Consider the following 17721-nt stretch of genomic DNA (forward strand, 5'->3'; position numbering starts at 1 on the left):
TTTGTCAAAGAGGCGATGCCGGTTTCTAGATAAAGTAGATCAGCGCGATCACGCCCACGACGAGGGCCACGCGCGTGACCTGGTAGGCCGTCTTGTTCCACGCCTTGAAGCGGCGGCGGTACTGGCCCATGGTCCAGGAAATCTGGAACAGCTTGCTCACGCCGCCCACCTGGTCGCCCAGCTCGTTCGGCGAGGCGGCGGCCGTCATCAGGGTGCGGCCCAGCCAGCGGTTCAAGCCTTGCGCCCAGCGGTAGCGCATCGGGCGCTCGATGTCGCAGAACAGGATGATGCGGTCGCTGTCGGCATCGTTGCGGGCCCAGTGGATATACGTTTCATCGAACATCACGGCCTGGCCGTCGCGCCAGCTGTGGCGCTCGCCATCGACGTCGATGAAGCAGCGGTCGTCGTTCGGCGTCTGCAAGCCCAGGTGGTAGCGCAGGGAGCCGGCGAACGGGTCGCGGTGCGGGTTGAGCTTGCCGCCTTGCGGCAGTTCCGCGAACATGGCCGCCTTGATCGACGGAATCGATTGCAGCAGCGCATAGGTTTGCGGGCACATCTGCTGCGCCGACGGGTGGTTGGCGTCATACCATTTCAGGTAGAAACGCTTCCAGCCATACTTGAAGAAGGAATTGAAACCCACGTCATTGTTCTTTTCGGCCGCCTTGATCTTTTTCATTTCCTGCATGCGCAGCGCTTCATCGCGGATGATCTGCCAGTTCTGCTGCAGCGGCGCCAGTTCCGGGAATTGCTCGACGGCTAAATAGGGCGTGGCCGGCACCTTGGAAAAGGTGTGCATGAACAGGTTCAGCGGCGCCATGAACGAGGAGTGATCGAAGATCTGGCGGCGGAACGGCAGGCGCACCTTGCCCCGAAAATGAATATGTAAAACAGAAAACACAAAAATGCCCAGCAAGGCCCACTTCATACACAACCTCGTTTTTTAAGAATGGGGCAATTATAACCAGTTAATGCCGGCGCCACCCCGTGCCACGGTGAAGGAAAGATGAAGCGGCGCGCTCGGGCGCTCTGTCCTACAATGGTTTTATTTCATCTGTGAAGGAGTAACAATGGAAATCTGGCACGCACCGCTCGACCTGGCCACCCTCAACGCCGCCAGCGAGGGCACGGCCATGCGCCACCTGGGCATCGAATTTAGCGCCTTCGGCCCGGACTGGATCGAGGCGACCATGCCCGTCGACCACCGCACCATGCAGCCGTTTAAACTGCTGCATGGCGGCGCGTCCGTGCTGCTGGCCGAAACCCTGGGCAGCATGGCCGCGAATGCCTGCCTCGATTCCAGCCGGCAAGTGAGCGTGGGCCAGGAAATCAATGCCAATCACGTGCGCGGCGTGCGCGGCGGCCAGGTGACGGGGCGCGCCACGCCCATCCACCGGGGCCGCAGCAGCCAGGTCTGGGAAATCCGCATCAGCGACGACGATGGCAAACTGTGCTGCATCTCGCGCATCACCATGGCCGTCATCGATACGCCAGGCCAGCGTTAATTGTCTTTTTTGATATGCATCAAGGCATTAAAAGTGGACACGTGGAATCATCCGTAACGCTGTTCGCTTATAATTCAGTGTGCTGTTGTATGGCGCAGGGTCTGTCCCGCGCGCCTGCATTGCCCGAAATTAGAAGCTGACTGCCCAAAAAACGCCAGTTAGAGACCCATCCTGCACCATGCAGGAAAGGCAACACGACGGCGAGCAGATCGCTGGTTTTTAAATAACCAGCAACAATCAACTTTATTTACAGGGCAATAACAACAATGATGTCATTCAATCGTTTGACGATAGGCGCGCGCCTGAGCGCAGGCTTCGGGCTGCTGGTCGTGCTCATGCTGGTGCTGGCCGCCTTCGCGCTGCTGCGCATCGGCGCCATCTCCGGTGCCATGGACGCGCAAGAAAAAGTCCAACTGGAAAAACTCGAACCGCTGTACGTGGCGCGCGAAGCGCTCGACCAGACGGGCCTGGCCGCCCGCAACGCCTACATTTTCCATGACCAGGCCGCCGCCGAAAAAGAGCTGGCCATCCTCGACAGCCAGAAGGCGCTGTACCTGGACGCGCTGGCGAAGCTGGCGCCGCAGTTCGCCGGCGATGCGCAATTCGACAAAATCAGCACGGGGCTGAAAACCATGGCGCAGGAACTGCAGCGTCCGCGCCAGTTCCGCGCCACGGGACAGATGGAGCAGTACGGCACCTTCCTCGTCGAAGAATGCAGCCCCCTGCGGCGCCGGATCGTCGCCGACATCGATGCCGTGCTGAAAAACGTGCAGCGCGAATCGGAGCAGGCCAGCGTGGCCGCGCGCGCCATCTATGGCCAGTCGCTGCGCTGGATCGGCGTGCTGGCCGCGCTCAGCGTGCTCATTTGTATTGCGGTCGCCACCGTCATCACGCGCGGATTGCTGCGCCAGCTGGGCGGCGAACCGGCGTATGCGGCCACGATTGCCGGGCGCATCGCGCTGGGCGAACTGGCCATCGACGTGCACACGCGCCACGGCGACGACAGCAGTTTATTGTTCGCGATCAAAACCATGCGCGATAATCTGGCCGCCATCGTCGGCAAGGTGCGCCACGGTACGGAAAGCATTGCCACGGCCTCGACCGAGATCGCCTCGGGCAACCGCGACCTGTCGCAGCGCACGGAGCAGCAGGCCGGTTCGCTGGAAGAAGTGGCTTCGTCGATGGAAGAACTGATTTCCACTGTGCGCCAGAATGCGGACAACGCCCAGCAGGCCAACCACCTGGCGCGCGAGGCGTCGAAGGTGTCGGAGCAGGGCGGCAGGGCGGTAGCCGAAGTGGTGCACACCATGGGCCTGATCAATGCCTCGTCGAACAAGATCGTCGACATCATCGGCGTGATTGACAGCATCGCCTTCCAGACGAACATCCTGGCCCTGAACGCGGCTGTCGAGGCGGCGCGCGCGGGCGAGCAGGGCCGCGGCTTTGCCGTGGTCGCCTCGGAAGTGCGCAACCTGGCGCAGCGTTCGAGCGCCGCCGCGCGCGAAATCAAGACCCTGATCGACGATTCCGTCAGCAAGGTGGGCACGGGCACCTTGCTCGTCGAGCAGGCCGGCGTCACCATGCATGACGTGGTGGCTGGCATCGGCAGGGTGACGGGCATCATGGCCGAGATCAGCCATGCCACGCAGGAGCAGGGCGCCGGCATCGAGCAAGTCAACCGCGCCATCGTCGACATGGACCGCGTGACCCAGCAAAACGCGGCCCTGGTCGAGCAGGCGGCCGCTGCCGCGCACGAATTGCAGCAGCAGGCGGCGCAGCTGGAGCAGGAAGTGGGGATTTTCAAGCTGGCCAAGCCGGCCAACGGCCCCCTGCGCCTGGCGGCCTGAGGCCGCTCATACTGCAGCGCGGCGCGCCAAGCGCCATATTCCGCGCTACAATGAGAGCTGGATCACCGCCAGGACTACTCATGCAAGTGCGCAGCAGCCACGATCTATCCAGCCCGGACGACGACAAGCCCGCGCCGCCCGTGCTGCACCAGGCCTTGGCCGGCCTCGGCTGGGGCTTGCTCACCTGCATGCTGTGCTTTGCCATCCTGTTCCTCACCAAATGGCTGTTGCCGCCCGCATACTGGGGCGCGCACACGGGCCTGGCCAAGTTCAAGCGCGAAATGTCGCTGCCGCTGCTGGTGTTCTGGGTCGTCATCTATTCTCCCATCCTGGAAACCTTCCTCGGCCAGTTGCTGCCGCTGGAAATCCTCAAGCGCCTGGGCGCCACGCGCCAGCTGAGCATCTTCATCGGCGCCATCCTGTGGGCCATCGTGCATTTCATCAGCGGCGGCCTGCTGCACGCCATCGTCGCGCTGGGCTCGGGCGCCATGTTCAGCTTTGTCTACCTGCGCTACCGCGAGCCGGGCGTCGCTGTTGCCTATGCAACAACGACATTTTCCCGCGCCTGCAACAATATCGCCATCCTGGTGGCCGTGTTTTACGGCCTCGACGCCTGAACAAAGAGCTGCATATAGCTTGTCACCGTCACTGTCATTGTCCAGGCAATGACCTGGTATGCGCCGCCGAAAATATATTTACATTCAGCAACATTTCGCTTTCAATGGCAGGATAGGCCATGGAATATTCCATGGAATAATCAATGCCTGTGAAATGGATGCGCTGCCAGTGAAAAATTATCTTCGTGCGAATAATATGAAAAACCTGCTTGTTTTCCTGTTCCTGGCCTCGAATGCATTAATCGTTCGGGCGGAAAAAACAACGCACATTTATCTTGATAATGGAGAATTGAACTACGTCGGGAATATTACCCAGGCGGGCAACCAGGAGGTATTCGCATTATTCGACGCGCTGGACAAGAAACCGGCAGTGCTGTCGATACGCAGCAAGGGCGGCAACACCGACGCCGGCATCGCTCTGGGCACCTGGATCCATCAGCAAGGTCTTGTGGTCAAGGTGCTGGAGTATTGTTTTTCCTCCTGCGCCAATTATGTGTTCACGGCCGCGCCTAAGAAAATCGTCAGCAACTTTGCCGTCATCGGCTATCACGGCGGACTGAGCAGCAGCAATTTCGGCGTCGATGCGGAGCAGGAAGCCAGGTTCGCGGCAATGCCCGCAGCGGAACAATCGGTCGCCCGCAAGCGCTTTGATGATTCAGTCAGACAAATGGTGGAATTGAAAGCGTGTGAAGAGCGGAAATTTTTTGCGCTGGTAAAAGTCAATCAGGAAATCACCACCGTGGGGCAAGCACTCCAGTATACGCAGCGTTATGGCAGTGACGATCGCTTTCTCGGTTGGACTTTTTCCGTAGGCGGTTTTGAAAAACGGGGCGTAGCGAATATCCGCGTGCTGAATGCTCCCTGGCAGCCCAAATTCATTCACTCAGATTTTTCCGTATTTGTGATCGATTAATTTGCATGTGACGGTGATTGTTTGCGCCGCTGCAAGGCTGGCATCCGGCGCGCCGTGACGTCGCCGGATTGGCTATGATAGGCGGCGGGCCTTCCCGCACAGGGAAGGTGTTTCTACTTCGACCAAGGGAGACATCATGCACAGCGTACAAAAGATTACCCCATGTTTATGGTTCAACGGCAATGCCGAGGCGGCGGCCCGGTTTTATACGGAAATATTTCCTAATTCCAAGATCGGCCAGATCCTGCGCTACGGCGAGGAAGGCAAGGAAATCCACGGCCAGGAGCCGGGCAGCGTGCTGACGGTGGCCTTCGAGCTCGATGGCCAGACGTTTACGGGCTTGAACGGCGGGCCGCAATTCCAGTTTTCCGAGGCGATCTCGTTCCAGGTCAATTGCGAAACCCAGGATGAAGTCGACCACTACTGGAACCTGCTGTCCCGGGGCGGGCCGCCGGAAGCGCAGCAATGCAGCTGGCTCAAGGACCAGTTCGGGGTATCGTGGCAAATCGTGCCCACCCTCATGATCCGCCTGCTGACGGACCCCGACCCAGTCAAGGCCGGGCGCGTGATGAAAGCGATGATGGGCATGAAAAAGATCGACATCGAGGAGATCAAGCGGGCCTATGCCGGTTAGAAGCTGGCCCGCAAGGTCAGCTGCGCGTTACGCGGATCGCCATAATAGCCGCTGCCGTACAGGCCGTAGCCACTGTAATAGCGCTTGTCGAAGACATTATTGAGGTTCAGCACGGCACTGAGCCGCTTGCTGAACTCGTAGCGGACCATCAGTCCCGCCACGCCAAAGCTGCCTTCGTCGGCGCGTGCCGGCACGTCGCCTGAAAGGACGGTGTGGTAATACGTCCGGCCCTGCCAGTTGACATTGCCGCCCACGCTCAAGCGCCGCCATTCGCCACCCAGGCGGTAGCTGGTGGCCAGCTTGAAGCTGCGTTCGGGACGCGTCGTATCGATGCGCTGGCCATCCTTGTCGCGCGGGCGGCTGAACGTCGCTCCCGCTTGCACTTGCCAGCCAGGCAACAGCTGGCCTGCCACTTCCAGTTCCACGCCGCGCGTGGTGGTGCCGTCGATGGGCCGGTAGACTTCCCGTTCGTTGGCGTCCGTGCCCACGTAATCGGCCAGGTTGTCTTGCTGGATGTGAAACAGGGCGAAGCTGGCGTTCAGCTTGCGCTCGAAAAACTCGCCCTTGATGCCGCTTTCCCAGGATTTTCCCGTGGTGGGCGGCAACGCCCTGGCATTGGCGTCGCTGACCGATTGCGGCTCGAAGATGCTGGCATAGCTGAGGTAGGCGGAATACGTGCCGTTCAAGTCATAGACGGCGCCCGCATACGGCACCAGCCGGTGTTTTTCCTTCGCGTCGTCGCGGCCCGTGTCGCCCGAGCCATAGATCAGCTCGCCAGTGCGTTCATAGCTGTTGAGGCGGCTGCCGACGATCAGCGACAAGCCATCGGCCGGCTTGAAGCGCGCCGCGCCATAGGCTGCATATTCCTTGAAGCTGTATTGTTGCGTCTGGCTGACGGCCATGCTCGCAGGCAGGGGCACGTTGTTGTTCCAGTGGCGGTAATCGATTTCCACATTGCCGCCGCGATAAGCCACGTAGTCGGACTTGCGGTGACTGGCGTTGACGCCCAGCACCAGTTCATGCTGGCGGCCCAGCCACTGGAATGGTCCCGTGGCGTAGGCATCGAGCGAATTGCTGTCGATGCCATAGGTTTTTGCGCCGCGCTGCACCGTGGCCAGGCCCGTCGCTGAATCCGGATAGGGCCCCCAACTGATGATGTTCGCTTGCAACTGGTCCGTATCGCCCTTCCAGTGGCTCGCTTCCGCCTTCACCTGCCAGCCATTGTCGAACAGGTGCTCGGCGGCGGCGAACACGCGCGTGCTGGTGCTGCCCGCATTCGTCCAGCGCGCTGCGGGATTGAAGGCGCGCTCGAACCGCGTCCGGCTGCCATCCGTGTAGAACAGGGGATTCTGGCCGAAGGACGAACCCTTTGAATCGATTTTCTGGTAGTCGATGCCGGCCAGCACGCGCGTGCGCGGCGACAAATCCGCTTCGATGACGCCGTACACCACGCTCTTGTTCTGCTGGTAATAGTCGATATAGGAGCCATGATCCTGGTGCGCGGCCACCAGGCGCGCGCGTACGGAAGCGTCTGCATTCAAGGGGCCGGAGACATCGGCCTCCGCGCGGTAGCGGTCCCAGCTGCCGATGCCCGCCTGCGCGTATGCCTGGAACTGGCGCGTGGGTTTCTTGCGCACCAGGTTGACGGCGCCGGCGGGGCTGCCGGCGCCGCTCATCAGGCCATTCGCGCCGCGCACCCACTTCCACCCTGTCGTAGATAGCCATGTCGCGGATGCCCAGGCCGTTCGAATTGGTGCTGAAATCGAAGGTGGGCACGCCGTCATACTGAAAGCTGTTCAGGCTGAAGCCGCGCGCATAGTAATTGTAGCGCTCCGTATCGTCGTGCGAGACGGTCACGCCCGGCGTCTGCTGCAGCACGTCGGCCAGGCTGAGGACACCCTGGTCATCCATCTGCTGGCGCGTGATGACGGTCAGCGATTGCGGCGTTTCGCGTGGCGACAGGGTAAAACGCGTGGCCGTGCTGGCCAGCGCCGCAGCATAGGCGCCACTGCCTTCCGTCTCCAGCACCGGCTCGCCGTCGGCCGTGACCGTGATTTCGGCCAGTTGCTGTGCGCCATCCACCGTCGCGTTTGCCGACCTGGGTAGCGGGCGCAGGACGAAGTCGTTGGGCGCCAGTTGCAGCGCCGCCAGGCCGCTGCCGCTCAGCAGCGCATCGAGGCCGGCCGCGGCGCTGTAATTGCCGGACAGGCCGGCCGTGCGCAAGCCGCGCACCTCGCTCGCCTGGTAGGTGAGCGTCAGGCCCGCCTTGCGTGCCAGCTGTTCCAGCGCCGCATCGAGCGGGCCGGCGGCGATCTGCAGGGCATGGACGGCGCTGGCGTTGCCGGCCAAGGACTGGTTTTGCTGGGCCAGGACGGGCGCGGCGCCAAGCAGCAGCAGGGTGCTGGCGACGGCGGCAGCCAGACGGGAACGGACGGGAGCGGGGAAGGGCTGAGGGCAGGGCAGGAAGGATGGGGTCATATATCGCTATCAAGTTGGGTGGTATCAAGCTGTATGCCGTGCGGCCAGCCCCATCCCCTCATCTTTTTTACGCTTGTTTCAGCGTGACCCAGAAACGCGTACGGTATACGGCCACGATGGGCTGCGTGTGCAGCAGTACGCGCAGGGCCCGCTCGGGATCGTCCAGCTGGAAGACGCCGGAAACGGGCAAGTGGGCGATATCGGCGTCGCACAGCAGCAAGCCATGCCGGTGGCGCGCCAGTTCGGCCACCAGCTGGCCCAAGGGCATGTCGCGCGCGGCGATCACGCCATCGAGCCAGGCGGCCGGATCGTCATGGGCCGTCTCGCGCCAGGTGCGCGCGCCATCCGTCAGGACGCTGTCGCCGGTCTGCACCAGCAAGGGCCGCGCCGCGCTTGCGGCTGTCTGCAGCTGCACCCCGTGCTCCTGCACGGCCAGGCGCGTCAGCATGCCATCGGCGCCAGCGAGGCGGCGCACCGTGAAGCGTGTGCCCAGCGCCAGCATGCGCGCTTCGCCCGTGTCGACGAGAAACGGCCGGCGCTGCGGGTCGGCTTGCGTGGTAATGGCAATTTCGCCATGCAGCAAGGTCAGCAGCCGTTGCGCGCCATCGAAGCGCAGCCTGACGGCCGTGCCCGCATTCAGGTGCAGCAAGCTGCCGTCCGGCAGGCGCACGGCCAAACGCTGCCCCGTGCCCGTGCGGTAGTCGGCGCGCGTGTCGATGGCGAACCAGGTGGACGTACCGGCAAAACCGATACCGGCCAGCACTTTCAGGGCCTGGCGGCGCTGGCGGCGGCGCGCCAGGCTGGCGTCGAGGGTGGCGCGGCTCGCTTCCGGCGGCAAGCCCGAAAACTGGCTGCCGATGGCGGCGAGGCGTTGCCACGCCTGTTCGTGGCCGGGATCGGCATCACGCCAGCGCTGCAGCGAATGCAGCGCGTCCGGCGTGGCGCCATGCATTTGCAGGCGCACGGCCCAGGCGATGGCTTGCTCCACGGGGTCATCCGGCAAGGCTGTGGCCGTCACTGGAAATAGACGCGGTAGCAGGCGCGCCAGGCGCTGGCCAGGTCGCGCTCGACGGTGGCCAGCGAGACCCCGAGCCTGGCGGCGATGGCGGGACCCGTCAAGCCGTCCAACTGGGCCAGCAAGAAGGCCAGTCTGGCGCGCGGCTTGAGGGCATCGAGCGCCGTATCGAGGCGCACCAGGGTGTCGATGATCAGCAGCCGCGTTTCGGGCGACGGTGCCGTCTGCTCGGGCAGGGCGGCCAGTGCCTGCAGGTAGGCGTATTCCACGTCGCGGCGCCGGTAATGGTCGATCACCAGGCCTTGCGCGATGCGCGTCAGGTAGGCGCGCGGTTCGCGCAGGGCGGGCTGCGGCCGTTCGCGCCGCTGCAGCAGGCGCATGAAGGTGTCGTGCGCCACGTCGGCCGCATCGGCGCCGCAACCCAGTTTATGCCGAAGCCAGCCCTGCAGCCAGCCGTGGTGGGCGCGGTACAGAGTGGCAAGGTCGGGCGGTGCGGCAGGGGTCATGGCGGCAAGGACGATGATGGTTGATGGTTAATTGAGAATCATTCTCAATTATTGCATTGCCAGCTTGCGCTGGCAAGTGCCGCCGCCAGCGGCCGCACCGTTGGCGCGCCCTGTCCAATTGGGCCGGCATTTGTTATAGTCCCAGCCATCTTTCCAACGCCACCTGACCTTGCCATGACCATTAGCACCAGCAACACCACCATCGCGCCCCGCACCTTCGGCACGCCCCTGTCTTCCACCGCCATCAAAGTCATGCTGTTGGGTTCTGGCGAACTGGGCAAGGAAGTGATCATCGCGCTGCAGCGCCTGGGCGTGGAAGTGATCGCCGTCGACCGCTACCCGAACGCGCCGGGCCACCCGGTGGCGCACCGCTCGCACGTGATCGACATGAGCGACGGCGTGGCGCTGGCTTCCCTGATCGCCCTGGAAAAGCCGGATCTGATCGTGCCGGAAATCGAAGCCATCGCCACCGAGACCCTGGCGGCGCTGGAAGCGGCGGGCCAGATCACCTGCATCCCGAATGCGCGCGCGGCCGTGCTGACGATGAACCGCGAAGGCATCCGCACGCTGGCCGCCGAAACGCTCGGCGTGGCGACTTCTCCCTACCGCTTCGCCAGCAGCCTGCAGGAGCTGCAGGCCGCTTGCCAGGAAATCGGCTTCCCGTGCGTCGTCAAACCAGTGATGTCCTCGTCGGGCAAGGGCCAGTCCAAGCTCGATAGCGCCGCTGACGTGGATGCGGCGTGGGCGTATGCGGCCAGCGGCAGCCGGGTCGATACGGGCCGGGTCATCGTCGAAGGCTTCATCGACTTCGACTACGAAATCACCCTGCTGACGGTGCGCGCCGTCGGTGCCTCGGGCCAGATCGAGACGCAGTTCTGCGAGCCGATCGGCCACTTGCAGGTGCACGGCGACTACGTGGAATCGTGGCAGCCGGCCCGCATGGCGCCGCTGGCCCTTGAGCGTTCGCGCGACATCGCGCGCAAGGTGACGGACAACCTGGGCGGCCTGGGCCTGTTCGGCGTGGAGCTGTTCGTCAAGGACGACATGGTGTGGTTCTCGGAAGTGAGCCCCCGTCCGCATGACACGGGCATGGTCACCATGGCCAGCCAGGTGCAGAGCGAATTCGAGCTGCACGCGAAAGCCATCCTCGGCTTGCCCGTCAACGTGGCGCTGCGTTCGCCCGGCGCCTCGGCCGTCATCTACGGCCAGCTGGAAGCGAAAGGCATCGCCTTCGAAGGCGTGGCCGACGCCTTGAATGTGCCGGGCGCCGACTTGCGCCTGTTCGGCAAGCCGGAATCGTTCGCCCGCCGCCGCATGGGCGTGGCACTGGCCACGGCCGACGATATCGACACGGCCCGCCAGCGCGCCGTGCTGGCCGCGTCCAAAGTGAAGCCGGTGGCGAAGTAAGCCTGTTTACGGATACAACAGTCATCAACATGGAAGCCGGGGCATGACGGAACTCGATACTTATCTCGCGCAGCACTATCTGGACGAGACGCAGCTGGCGGCAGCCGCCGCCATGGGCATGGACGAAATCGATGCCCTGATCCGGGCTGGCCTGGTTCCGGCGCCTGCATACGTGGTCGATGACGGCGGCAATCTGTGTTCCTTCGTCTTTGGCGCCATGGCGGCGCCCGGTTCCAGGGCCGGCCGCTATTTTCCGCCGGCCCAGCTGGGATGGATCGCCATTGCGCGCCACGCCCTCGCCGAGGGAGCGGAAACGGCGCAAGCGCGCCTGAAAGCGCAATTTACGTCGCGCTATGCGGCCGCGCTGGCGACCCTGAACCTGACGACCTGGCGCCTGCGCGACAGTTTCGACGACAGGGGCGGCCCGATCGCCGACGGTTTACTGGCCCGTACCGACAGCGCCTGGACATATTTTTTGAACGGCACGTTTTCCCTGTGCGTGGCCAATCCCATGTCGGAAGCGCACATCGCCTGGAAGGAAGTGCTGCAGGAAAAGCTCGCGCAGCAAAGCGAAAACGGCAGCAAGACGCTGCTGCCGCAGCAGCAGGCGCAGGAAATGCATGCGCTGATCGATGCCTATGCCGCGGCGGCCATGCCTTTTTCTCCCGTCGAATACGCCTTGAGCAGCCGCAAGCGCCTGGTCGAGGATTTGCGGGCCAACATGCGCGTGGCCGTCACGGACCCCGCATGACGGCATCCGTGACGCACAGCCTGCCGCTGGCCGACGCCGGCGGCGGCGACATCAAGCGCAAGCTGCGCGGCCACATCGCGCGGCGCAACCTGGCCGGGGCCGCCAATGACTGCAAGTGGAACGAGCTGCTGGCCTTCATGCGCGGGCGCACCGACTGGGTGCCGTCGTACCGCTACGGCTCCGTGTCCGGCTACGTGTCGCGCTGGGACACGGAGTGGGATTACCACCCGCCATTCCCGTTCATGGGCGTGGAATGGTTCGACATCGGCCTGACCTCGGAAGAACACGTGGCCATGCTGCTGCCGAAGAAACTCATCGACCATGGCGTGTGGATCGTGCCGGAGCTGGAACGCATCGGCTTCGATTTCGAGGTGCGGGACCGGGTGGCGCGCATCTGGGGCTATCTGCCCCGTTCCTACCATGACTTCCCGCCTGCCGACTAATTTAATGAGTATTGATATGCCTGACAACGATATTCCCCAAGTACCGCAACCGGACGACGCCGTCGTCGGCAAGGAAGCGGGTGCGCAGATGCTGGCGCGGCCTGCGCCGCGCGCGACGCCTTCTATGCCACCCTGGGCACCGTCGACGCCGACGTACTGGCGCCGCTGGTCAACCCGGCTTTCATGGGAGGCCCCCGCTGGCCGTCGCTGCGCCAGGCGTGGCGCGTGATCCGCCGTGCCGATTCCATCCTCATCGCCAGCGACGGCTTGAGCGATCCGTTCGAGGATGACGACGACGTGTTTGTGCCGCGCGGCCACCTGCTGGAAGTGTGCATCGAGGCGCCGCTGTCCGCCTTTGACGGCAAGGACGTGGCGCATTCCTGGCTGTTCGACGTGATCTACCAGGTCAGCCAGAACGTGGCCGACCACGGTTCCATCGATTTGCTGGTGCAGCGCCACGGCAGCGTCTCGATGGTGCTGGACGTGCAGGATGCGCCGGCAGGCCTCGAAGACGAGGATGAGCAGGTGGGCGTGCTGCTGGCCCAGGGAGCGGCCACGCTTCCTCCAGCGTTCGCCACGCCGTATGGCGAAGTACTGCTGCTCGCTGTCACCGCGCTGCAGCCGGCGGAACTGGCGTTCATCAGCGAGGCCGCCGACAAGGCGCAATCGCGGCGCGACCTGGCCGCCGCGCTGGCCGCCTCGCCGCCGGGCCACCTGAGCGTGGCCCGGCGGCCAGCCCTCATTCCCCGCTAGGTTCTTCGACCGGCGGCATGGCTGGTTCTTCCGTTTTCGGTGCTTCCTTCGCTTCAACGACGGCCGGCGCCGGCGGCGGTTCGCGCCACTTGCCCGCCGCCTTCAGCTTGTTCTTCAGCCCCGGCAAGGGAAAGCCCAGCGCATAGGCTTTTTGCGCGTGCGCGCTGGCCTTCTCGTACTCCTTCTTTTTCACGTACATCAGCCCCAGGTTGTACTGGATGGTGGCCTGCTCGGGCGCCAGGCGGCTGGCCGTGTCCAGCTGCTCCAGCGCCGCCGCGTCCTGGCCCGTGGCCAGCAGGTAGCTGCCGTACACCATGCGCGCCGTCACGTCGTGCGGCGCGAAGGCGATGGCGCGCTCGAAAAAACAGCTGACCGTGTAGCGGGCGCCCGGCGGCTGCGCGCTTTTCAGGCGCAAGCCCAGTTTCGCCATCGAGGCCAGCGCCCGGTGGTGGTTCGGAAAGTGCTCCAGGGTGTAGCTGATGTCGCCGCCAAGGCTGCTCGTCATGCCTTGCGTGAGCGTTTCCACGGCGCGCGAAAAATGGAATTTCTCGACCACGGACAGGCCTTCGCGGTCTTCCGCGCTCGTGTAGTCGCCGCCCGTGGTGCCCTTGACGTAGGGCGGGCATTCGGCCGCCGCCATGCCGCAGCAGGCGGCCAGGGTGCAGGCAAGTATGCGGTGCTTCATGCTGTTCTCCTGTGCCTGACCTGGTCCAGCACGTCGGCCAGGGCGTTGCTGCGGGCTTGCCGCGATTGCAGGGCGATGGCCGCGGGGCTGGCCAGCGGCGCGCGGCTCTGGCGCGCCAGTGCCAGGAAGCGCAGCAGCGCGTGCGCGCAATCGCCGCTCGAGGCCAGCTGTCCGATGGTGTCGATGCCGCAGTGGCGCAGCTTGGCCGCGCTGTCGCCCGCCAGGTCCGTCAGCGCGAGGATGGGGCGGCGGCAGCGCAGGTATTCATACAGCTTGGCGGGAATCTGCGCATTGCAGTTGGCCGCCTGCAGCAGCAGCAAGCCGTCGGCGGCCAGCATTTCCTGCAGCGCCGCGCCGTGCGGCTGCAGCGGTTCAAGGCTGACCAGGTCCCCGATGCCGTATTTCGCCAGCAATTGCGCCAGCCACGCATCGTGGCCGGTGGCGCGCAGCACCAGCTGGAAATTGCGCGCATGCAGCACGCCGTCGCGGCGCAGCCGGGCCAGGGCCTCGAACAGCGCTTGCGGATCGCGCTCGGACGGGTAGATCACGCCGCTGTGCAGCAGCAAGAAACGGCCGCGGCGGCCCGTGGGCGCAGGGCTGTCCGGGTAGCCGTCTTCGTCGTAGCCGTTTTCGATCAGGTGGAAACGTTCGCGCGCCAGCTGCGCCAGGCGCCGCCGGTGCGCGTCGATGGCGCCCGGCGTGGTGCAGATGATGGCCGCACTGCGCGCCGCGATGCGCTGCTCGATCCACGCATGCATGCGGTGCAGGCGCGGCTCGGGCGGATACGGCGCCAGCGGGTCGCTGTCGTCCAGCATGGGGTCGCGCTGGTCGGCGATCCACGGCAGGCCGCTGAGTTTTTGCAGGGTCAGCGCGATCAGGTGGGCCGTGGCGATCGGATACGTCGACCAGATGGCGTCGGGGCGGTACTCGCGGATCATGCGCAGGCCGGCCGGCACGGCGCTCAGCCACCAGGAACTCCAGCGGTCCGGCAGGGCCAGGCAGCGCGGATAGTGCCCGGCGATGGCCAAATGGCGCGCCGCGTCCAGCGCCAGGGTGCGCCGCACGGTGGCGCGCTGCCCGATCTGCGCCAGCTGCGACGTTCCTTTCTGCGCATACGCGACGGGGCTGGGACTGAGCACCAGCGGCTGCCAGCCCCAGCCGCAGTCGGGCAGATGGCGCGCAAAGCCCAGCGTGCGCAAAATGCCGCTGCCGCCGGCCAGCGGCGGAAAATGGTAGGCCACCATCAGCACCCGTTTTGGTCGGGCCGCGCTCGGTCGGGCCGCGTTCGGCGAGGTTTTTACCATGACCGCAGCCATTGTGCGCACCGCTGTTCCACTGCGCCGCGCCAGGCGGCGCTGGCGAACGTGTGGTTGGCGCCCGCCACTTGCGCCTGCGTCCATTGCGCGCGGGCGGCCACGGCGCGCCAGGCAGGATCGCCGGCGAGCAGCGCTTGCCACTCGCGCGCGCCGAGGTCGTCGCCGCTGAGAATCAGGAGCACCTTGCCCTGGAATTGCGTCAATGCCCGCAGCAGGGCCGGCGCGGGCGCATCGTTGTCTGGCGTCGTCTGTTCCTGCGTGGCGGCCGCCACCTGCCGCAGCGACGCCAGGCTGGCGCCCAGCCGCAGTCCGCCTTTGGCCAGCTTGCGCCAGAAACTGCCTTGCAGCAGGCGCTGCAAATAATAATGGCGCAAGGTGGCGCGCGCCAGGCCGGCGCTGCTGCGCACCCAGGGATTGAGCAGCACCAGGGCTTGGACGCGCGCGTCGCGCGGCGCATGGCAGGCGGCCGCCGTGGCGCCGTCGCACAAGCCCCACAGCGCCACTTCGCGCAACGAGGGCACGGCGTCGAAGAATTGCGCCAGCGCGCCGGCGATGTCGGGACCGGCGGCGCGGTAGTCGCGCGCGCTGCCCTCGCTGTCGCCCATGCCGCGCAGGTCGAAACGCAGCACGGGCCAGCCTTGCGCGGCCAGGGCGCGGGCCAGCAGGACGAACTGGCGGTGGCTGCCGATTCTGTACTGCGGCCCGCCCGTGACGATCAACACGCCGCGCGGGCCCGGTACGGCGGGCAGGCTGAGGATGCCGACCATGTGCGCCCGCGCCTCGCCGTCTTCGGCAGCGCTGCGAAAGCGCAGGGCCAGCTCGCGCACGCCGTGCCCTGCGCGTGGTGCGGCTGACTGCTGTCGCGTTTCATGGCCGCGTCCCTTCCTCGTCGAGCCAGTCGCGGCAGAGTAGCCGCGTGGCGTGCAGCAGCTGCGGACAGGCCAGCAGTTCGCCGCTGTGCCAGAACGGGCCGTCGCCGAAGCTGGCCACGTGCACGGCGGCGCCGTGTGCGCGCCAGTGGCGCGCCAGCGGCGGCAAGGGAGCGGCAGCTTGTTCCGGCGCCTGGTAATCGAGCCAGTAGACGGGCACGGACGGCAGCAGGGCGGATGCGCTGACACTATCGATGGCCTGCGCCAGTTCTGGCGCCAGCAGGTAGCCTGCCACTTCCACAGAATCTCCATTCGCCAGCGCGGCGCGGGCATGGCCGGGCGCCTCATGCGTGCCGCCGGCCAGCATGCCCGACGCCAGGCGCAGGCGCAGGAAGCGGTCGATGACGCGCCGTCCATCGGCTTCCGGTTGCCACAGCAGCAGGCGCGCCAGCGGCAGCGGCGCGCGGCTGGCGAAATCGAGGGCCAGCAGGGCGCCCAGGCGCAAGCCCCATACGCTCAAGGCACCGTCGACGCGCTGCGCCAGCCACGCGCAGGCCAGGTGCAGGTCGTTGTGCCAGATGTCCCAGCGCGCTTCGCCAAAGTCGCCGCTGCTGTCGCCGCAGCCGTACAGGTCGATCTGCAGCACGCTGTAGCCTGCGGCGGCAAAGGCGCGCGCCTGCGCGGCGGCCACGTGGCGGCTTTTATTGAGTTCTTCCGCAAATGGATGCACGTAGACGATGCCGCCGCGCGCGCTGCGGCCCGGCGCCGGAAGGTGCAGCAGGCAGTAGCGCTGGCCGCCGCTGGCGGGCAGGAAGAAGGGCAGCAGCGGCAGCGCGTCGAGGGCGGCGCCGTTCATGGCCGCAGCTGCGCAAACACGAAATCGTGCAGGGTGCCCACGGTGGCGAAGTGGCGCGCATGGATGTCGTCGTCGGCGACGATGATGCCGAAATGGTCTTCCAGCGCGGCGATCACGCCGATCACGGCCATCGAATCGAGTTCCGGCACGCTGCCCAGCAGCGGCGTGTGGGCTTCCAGCGCGCGCCCGTTCAAGCCCAGGGTGGTGTCGAGGATGCGTTTTACTGCTTCAAGATGCGGCATGTCAGCTCCAGGGAAGGGAAGTGCGGCAGGGTCGACGTATCGAAGGCGAGGCAGGGGATGTCGTCGGGGCGGCGCGACAGGTGGATATATGGCGGCAGGCTGGCGGCCATCCATTGCCAGCGCCCGCAGCGGATAAAGGTGGCCGTGCCCAGCGCGTGCGTGCCCAGGCGCGCATGGGCGCCCAGCGAGGCGCGGTTGAAGCGCGAGATGCGGCTGCACGTCCAGCGCACGCCCTGCGCGTGCAGCACGGCGTTGGCTTCTTCCCACAGGCGGGCGAAGACCAGGCCGCCCCGCCGCTCGGGATGCACCCACACGTCCAGGTCCCACGACGACTGGTTTGAGGCCAGCGCATAGCGGGCGCGCACCTCGTCTTCCTGGCAGCCGTGGCGCAACAGCCAGATCCAGCCGGCCATGCCGGACTTGTCGCGCGCCACCAGGCATTGCGCGCCTTGCCGGTAGCGTTCGCGCAGCGCGCCGGGCCGGCGTTCGGGACCGGGCGGCAAATCCGCCTCCGCCAGGCAGGGCGCGACGGCAATCGACTGGCCGCGTCCGCGGCACAGCGAACCGGGCGCCACGGCCTGCGCGACGAATTGATAACGATATAGCGCGCAGCGCCCGCCCGGCACGCTTTCCAGCAGGCGTGCCACGGCCAGCCAGGCGCTGTCGCGCCAGCCCAGCTGATCGAGGCTGGCGGCAAGCCGTTGCAGCAGGGGAAATCGCGGGGACGGAGCCATGGTGGTAACGGATGGGGCGGCTATGCAGCCAACGCTGTCCATTAGAACGCAGCGGCCGGGGGGCGATGTTGCGCCGGCTCAAGCTGTGCTGCTGAAACTGTTAATTGATCAAAATCAAGACCGTTGTGGCCGTTTGTCTGAATCATAGGGGAA

The 17721-nt window shown here is 65.4% G+C and carries 20 protein-coding genes and 1 pseudogene; 10 read left to right on the top strand and 11 right to left on the bottom strand.

Annotation, left to right across the window (positions count from 1 at the left end):
- Window positions 1-25: 25 nt before the first annotated feature.
- Window positions 26-925, bottom strand: a complete 900-nt coding sequence (gene lpxO / locus ACQVLG_RS22760; RefSeq protein ID WP_077404091.1) for a lipid A hydroxylase LpxO — start codon at window positions 923-925, stop codon at window positions 26-28.
- Between the two features lie 142 nt (window positions 926-1067).
- On the opposite strand from lpxO, the gene ACQVLG_RS22765 reads away from it, so the two are divergent.
- From ACQVLG_RS22765 to ACQVLG_RS22785, 5 genes are all read left to right on the top strand, one after another.
- Complete coding sequence (locus ACQVLG_RS22765; protein WP_474291101.1) at window positions 1068-1502, top strand: hotdog fold thioesterase; 435 nt, start codon at window positions 1068-1070, stop codon at window positions 1500-1502.
- Window positions 1503-1768: 266 nt separating this feature from the next.
- Window positions 1769-3349, top strand: coding sequence for a methyl-accepting chemotaxis protein (locus ACQVLG_RS22770; protein ID WP_474291102.1), 1581 nt, complete (start codon window positions 1769-1771; stop codon window positions 3347-3349).
- Window positions 3350-3429: 80 nt separating this feature from the next.
- Entirely contained in the window at window positions 3430-3966 is a 537-nt protein-coding gene (locus ACQVLG_RS22775) for a hypothetical protein (protein ID WP_230538092.1), read from the top strand.
- 58 nt (window positions 3967-4024) lie between these two features.
- Window positions 4025-4879, top strand: coding sequence for a hypothetical protein (locus tag ACQVLG_RS22780; RefSeq protein WP_474291103.1), 855 nt, complete (start codon window positions 4025-4027; stop codon window positions 4877-4879).
- Between the two features lie 136 nt (window positions 4880-5015).
- The gene (locus ACQVLG_RS22785; RefSeq protein WP_474291104.1) at window positions 5016-5513 is read left to right on the top strand and encodes a VOC family protein; all 498 of its coding nucleotides are present in this window, start codon (window positions 5016-5018) and stop codon (window positions 5511-5513) included.
- On the opposite strand, the gene ACQVLG_RS22790 is transcribed toward ACQVLG_RS22785, so the two are convergent.
- Both ACQVLG_RS22790 and ACQVLG_RS22795 read right to left on the bottom strand, forming a co-directional pair.
- A complete protein-coding gene (locus ACQVLG_RS22790; protein ID WP_474291105.1) occupies window positions 5510-7210 on the bottom strand; it encodes a TonB-dependent siderophore receptor in 1701 nt (566 codons plus the stop codon). The two genes, ACQVLG_RS22785 and ACQVLG_RS22790, sit on opposite strands and share 4 nt — an antisense overlap.
- Before the next feature lie 13 nt (window positions 7211-7223).
- Window positions 7224-7745 (bottom strand): annotated as a pseudogene (locus tag ACQVLG_RS22795) (TonB-dependent receptor plug domain-containing protein); the annotation flags it as partial.
- Between the two features lie 16 nt (window positions 7746-7761).
- On the opposite strand from ACQVLG_RS22795, the gene ACQVLG_RS22800 reads away from it, so the two are divergent.
- Complete coding sequence (locus tag ACQVLG_RS22800) at window positions 7762-7965, top strand: hypothetical protein (protein ID WP_474295897.1); 204 nt, start codon at window positions 7762-7764, stop codon at window positions 7963-7965.
- 93 nt (window positions 7966-8058) lie between these two features.
- Here ACQVLG_RS22800 and ACQVLG_RS22805 read toward each other — a convergent pair whose 3' ends face one another.
- Entirely contained in the window at window positions 8059-8994 is a 936-nt protein-coding gene (locus ACQVLG_RS22805) for a FecR domain-containing protein (RefSeq protein WP_474291106.1), read from the bottom strand.
- Between the two features lie 11 nt (window positions 8995-9005).
- Window positions 9006-9512 (bottom strand): sigma-70 family RNA polymerase sigma factor, encoded by a 507-nt coding sequence (locus tag ACQVLG_RS22810; RefSeq protein WP_474291107.1) that lies wholly within the window; start codon window positions 9510-9512, stop codon window positions 9006-9008.
- A 174-nt stretch (window positions 9513-9686) separates the two neighbouring features.
- Between ACQVLG_RS22810 and purT the strand changes: the two genes are divergently transcribed.
- The 4 genes from purT (at window position 9687) to ACQVLG_RS22830 (ending at window position 12866) form a co-directional block, all read left to right on the top strand.
- Window positions 9687-10919: a formate-dependent phosphoribosylglycinamide formyltransferase gene (gene purT / locus ACQVLG_RS22815; RefSeq protein WP_474291108.1), complete on the top strand. Its 1233-nt coding sequence runs from the start codon at window positions 9687-9689 to the stop codon at window positions 10917-10919.
- Window positions 10920-10962: 43 nt separating this feature from the next.
- Complete coding sequence (locus ACQVLG_RS22820) at window positions 10963-11670, top strand: DUF6058 family natural product biosynthesis protein (RefSeq protein WP_474291109.1); 708 nt, start codon at window positions 10963-10965, stop codon at window positions 11668-11670.
- Window positions 11667-12113, top strand: a complete 447-nt coding sequence (locus ACQVLG_RS22825; RefSeq protein WP_474291110.1) for a DUF6678 family protein — start codon at window positions 11667-11669, stop codon at window positions 12111-12113. The genes ACQVLG_RS22820 and ACQVLG_RS22825 overlap by 4 nt, the downstream gene beginning before the upstream one ends.
- Window positions 12114-12296: 183 nt before the next feature.
- Complete coding sequence (locus tag ACQVLG_RS22830; RefSeq protein ID WP_474291111.1) at window positions 12297-12866, top strand: hypothetical protein; 570 nt, start codon at window positions 12297-12299, stop codon at window positions 12864-12866.
- On the opposite strand, the gene ACQVLG_RS22835 is transcribed toward ACQVLG_RS22830, so the two are convergent.
- Genes ACQVLG_RS22835 through ACQVLG_RS22860 form a run of 6 tightly spaced genes read right to left on the bottom strand, consistent with a single transcriptional unit; the run spans window position 12853 to window position 17568 of the window.
- Entirely contained in the window at window positions 12853-13551 is a 699-nt protein-coding gene (locus ACQVLG_RS22835; protein ID WP_230538082.1) for an ABC transporter permease, read from the bottom strand. The two genes, ACQVLG_RS22830 and ACQVLG_RS22835, sit on opposite strands and share 14 nt — an antisense overlap.
- Window positions 13548-14855 carry a glycosyltransferase gene (locus tag ACQVLG_RS22840; protein WP_474291112.1) on the bottom strand — a complete coding sequence of 436 codons (1308 nt, stop codon included), beginning with the start codon at window positions 14853-14855 and terminating at the stop codon, window positions 13548-13550. The genes ACQVLG_RS22835 and ACQVLG_RS22840 overlap by 4 nt, the downstream gene beginning before the upstream one ends.
- Window positions 14849-15694 carry a hydrolase 1, exosortase A system-associated gene (locus tag ACQVLG_RS22845; RefSeq protein ID WP_474291113.1) on the bottom strand — a complete coding sequence of 282 codons (846 nt, stop codon included), beginning with the start codon at window positions 15692-15694 and terminating at the stop codon, window positions 14849-14851. Before ACQVLG_RS22845 ends, ACQVLG_RS22840 begins: the two co-directional genes overlap by 7 nt.
- A gap of 40 nt (window positions 15695-15734) precedes the next feature.
- Window positions 15735-16592, bottom strand: a complete 858-nt coding sequence (locus ACQVLG_RS22850; RefSeq protein WP_474291114.1) for a hydrolase 2, exosortase A system-associated — start codon at window positions 16590-16592, stop codon at window positions 15735-15737.
- A complete protein-coding gene (locus ACQVLG_RS22855) occupies window positions 16589-16834 on the bottom strand; it encodes an acyl carrier protein (protein WP_230538078.1) in 246 nt (81 codons plus the stop codon). Before ACQVLG_RS22855 ends, ACQVLG_RS22850 begins: the two co-directional genes overlap by 4 nt.
- Complete coding sequence (locus tag ACQVLG_RS22860; protein ID WP_474291115.1) at window positions 16813-17568, bottom strand: N-acetyltransferase family protein; 756 nt, start codon at window positions 17566-17568, stop codon at window positions 16813-16815. The genes ACQVLG_RS22855 and ACQVLG_RS22860 overlap by 22 nt, the downstream gene beginning before the upstream one ends.
- Between the last annotated feature and the right edge of the window lie 153 nt (window positions 17569-17721).

This window comes from Janthinobacterium sp. TPC_1, from assembly GCF_056037845.1.

Excerpts from the sequence above, each read along its gene's own strand:
- ACQVLG_RS22835 (WP_230538082.1), bottom strand. The coding sequence starts at position 13,551 with ATGAAGCACCGCATACTTGCCTGCACCCTGGCCGCCTGCTGCGGCATG.
- ACQVLG_RS22810 (WP_474291107.1), bottom strand. The coding sequence starts at position 9,512 with ATGACCCCTGCCGCACCGCCCGACCTTGCCACTCTGTACCGCGCCCAC.
- ACQVLG_RS22840 (WP_474291112.1), bottom strand. The coding sequence starts at position 14,855 with ATGGTAAAAACCTCGCCGAACGCGGCCCGACCGAGCGCGGCCCGACCA.
- ACQVLG_RS22775 (WP_230538092.1), top strand. The coding sequence starts at position 3,430 with ATGCAAGTGCGCAGCAGCCACGATCTATCCAGCCCGGACGACGACAAG.
- ACQVLG_RS22780 (WP_474291103.1), top strand. The coding sequence starts at position 4,025 with ATGCGCCGCCGAAAATATATTTACATTCAGCAACATTTCGCTTTCAAT.
- ACQVLG_RS22860 (WP_474291115.1), bottom strand. The coding sequence starts at position 17,568 with ATGGCTCCGTCCCCGCGATTTCCCCTGCTGCAACGGCTTGCCGCCAGC.
- ACQVLG_RS22820 (WP_474291109.1), top strand. The coding sequence starts at position 10,963 with ATGACGGAACTCGATACTTATCTCGCGCAGCACTATCTGGACGAGACG.
- ACQVLG_RS22830 (WP_474291111.1), top strand. The coding sequence starts at position 12,297 with ATGGGAGGCCCCCGCTGGCCGTCGCTGCGCCAGGCGTGGCGCGTGATC.
- ACQVLG_RS22825 (WP_474291110.1), top strand. The coding sequence starts at position 11,667 with ATGACGGCATCCGTGACGCACAGCCTGCCGCTGGCCGACGCCGGCGGC.
- ACQVLG_RS22770 (WP_474291102.1), top strand. The coding sequence starts at position 1,769 with ATGATGTCATTCAATCGTTTGACGATAGGCGCGCGCCTGAGCGCAGGC.
- ACQVLG_RS22855 (WP_230538078.1), bottom strand. The coding sequence starts at position 16,834 with ATGCCGCATCTTGAAGCAGTAAAACGCATCCTCGACACCACCCTGGGC.
- lpxO (WP_077404091.1), bottom strand. The coding sequence starts at position 925 with ATGAAGTGGGCCTTGCTGGGCATTTTTGTGTTTTCTGTTTTACATATT.
- ACQVLG_RS22765 (WP_474291101.1), top strand. The coding sequence starts at position 1,068 with ATGGAAATCTGGCACGCACCGCTCGACCTGGCCACCCTCAACGCCGCC.
- ACQVLG_RS22785 (WP_474291104.1), top strand. The coding sequence starts at position 5,016 with ATGCACAGCGTACAAAAGATTACCCCATGTTTATGGTTCAACGGCAAT.
- ACQVLG_RS22850 (WP_474291114.1), bottom strand. The coding sequence starts at position 16,592 with ATGAACGGCGCCGCCCTCGACGCGCTGCCGCTGCTGCCCTTCTTCCTG.
- purT (WP_474291108.1), top strand. The coding sequence starts at position 9,687 with ATGACCATTAGCACCAGCAACACCACCATCGCGCCCCGCACCTTCGGC.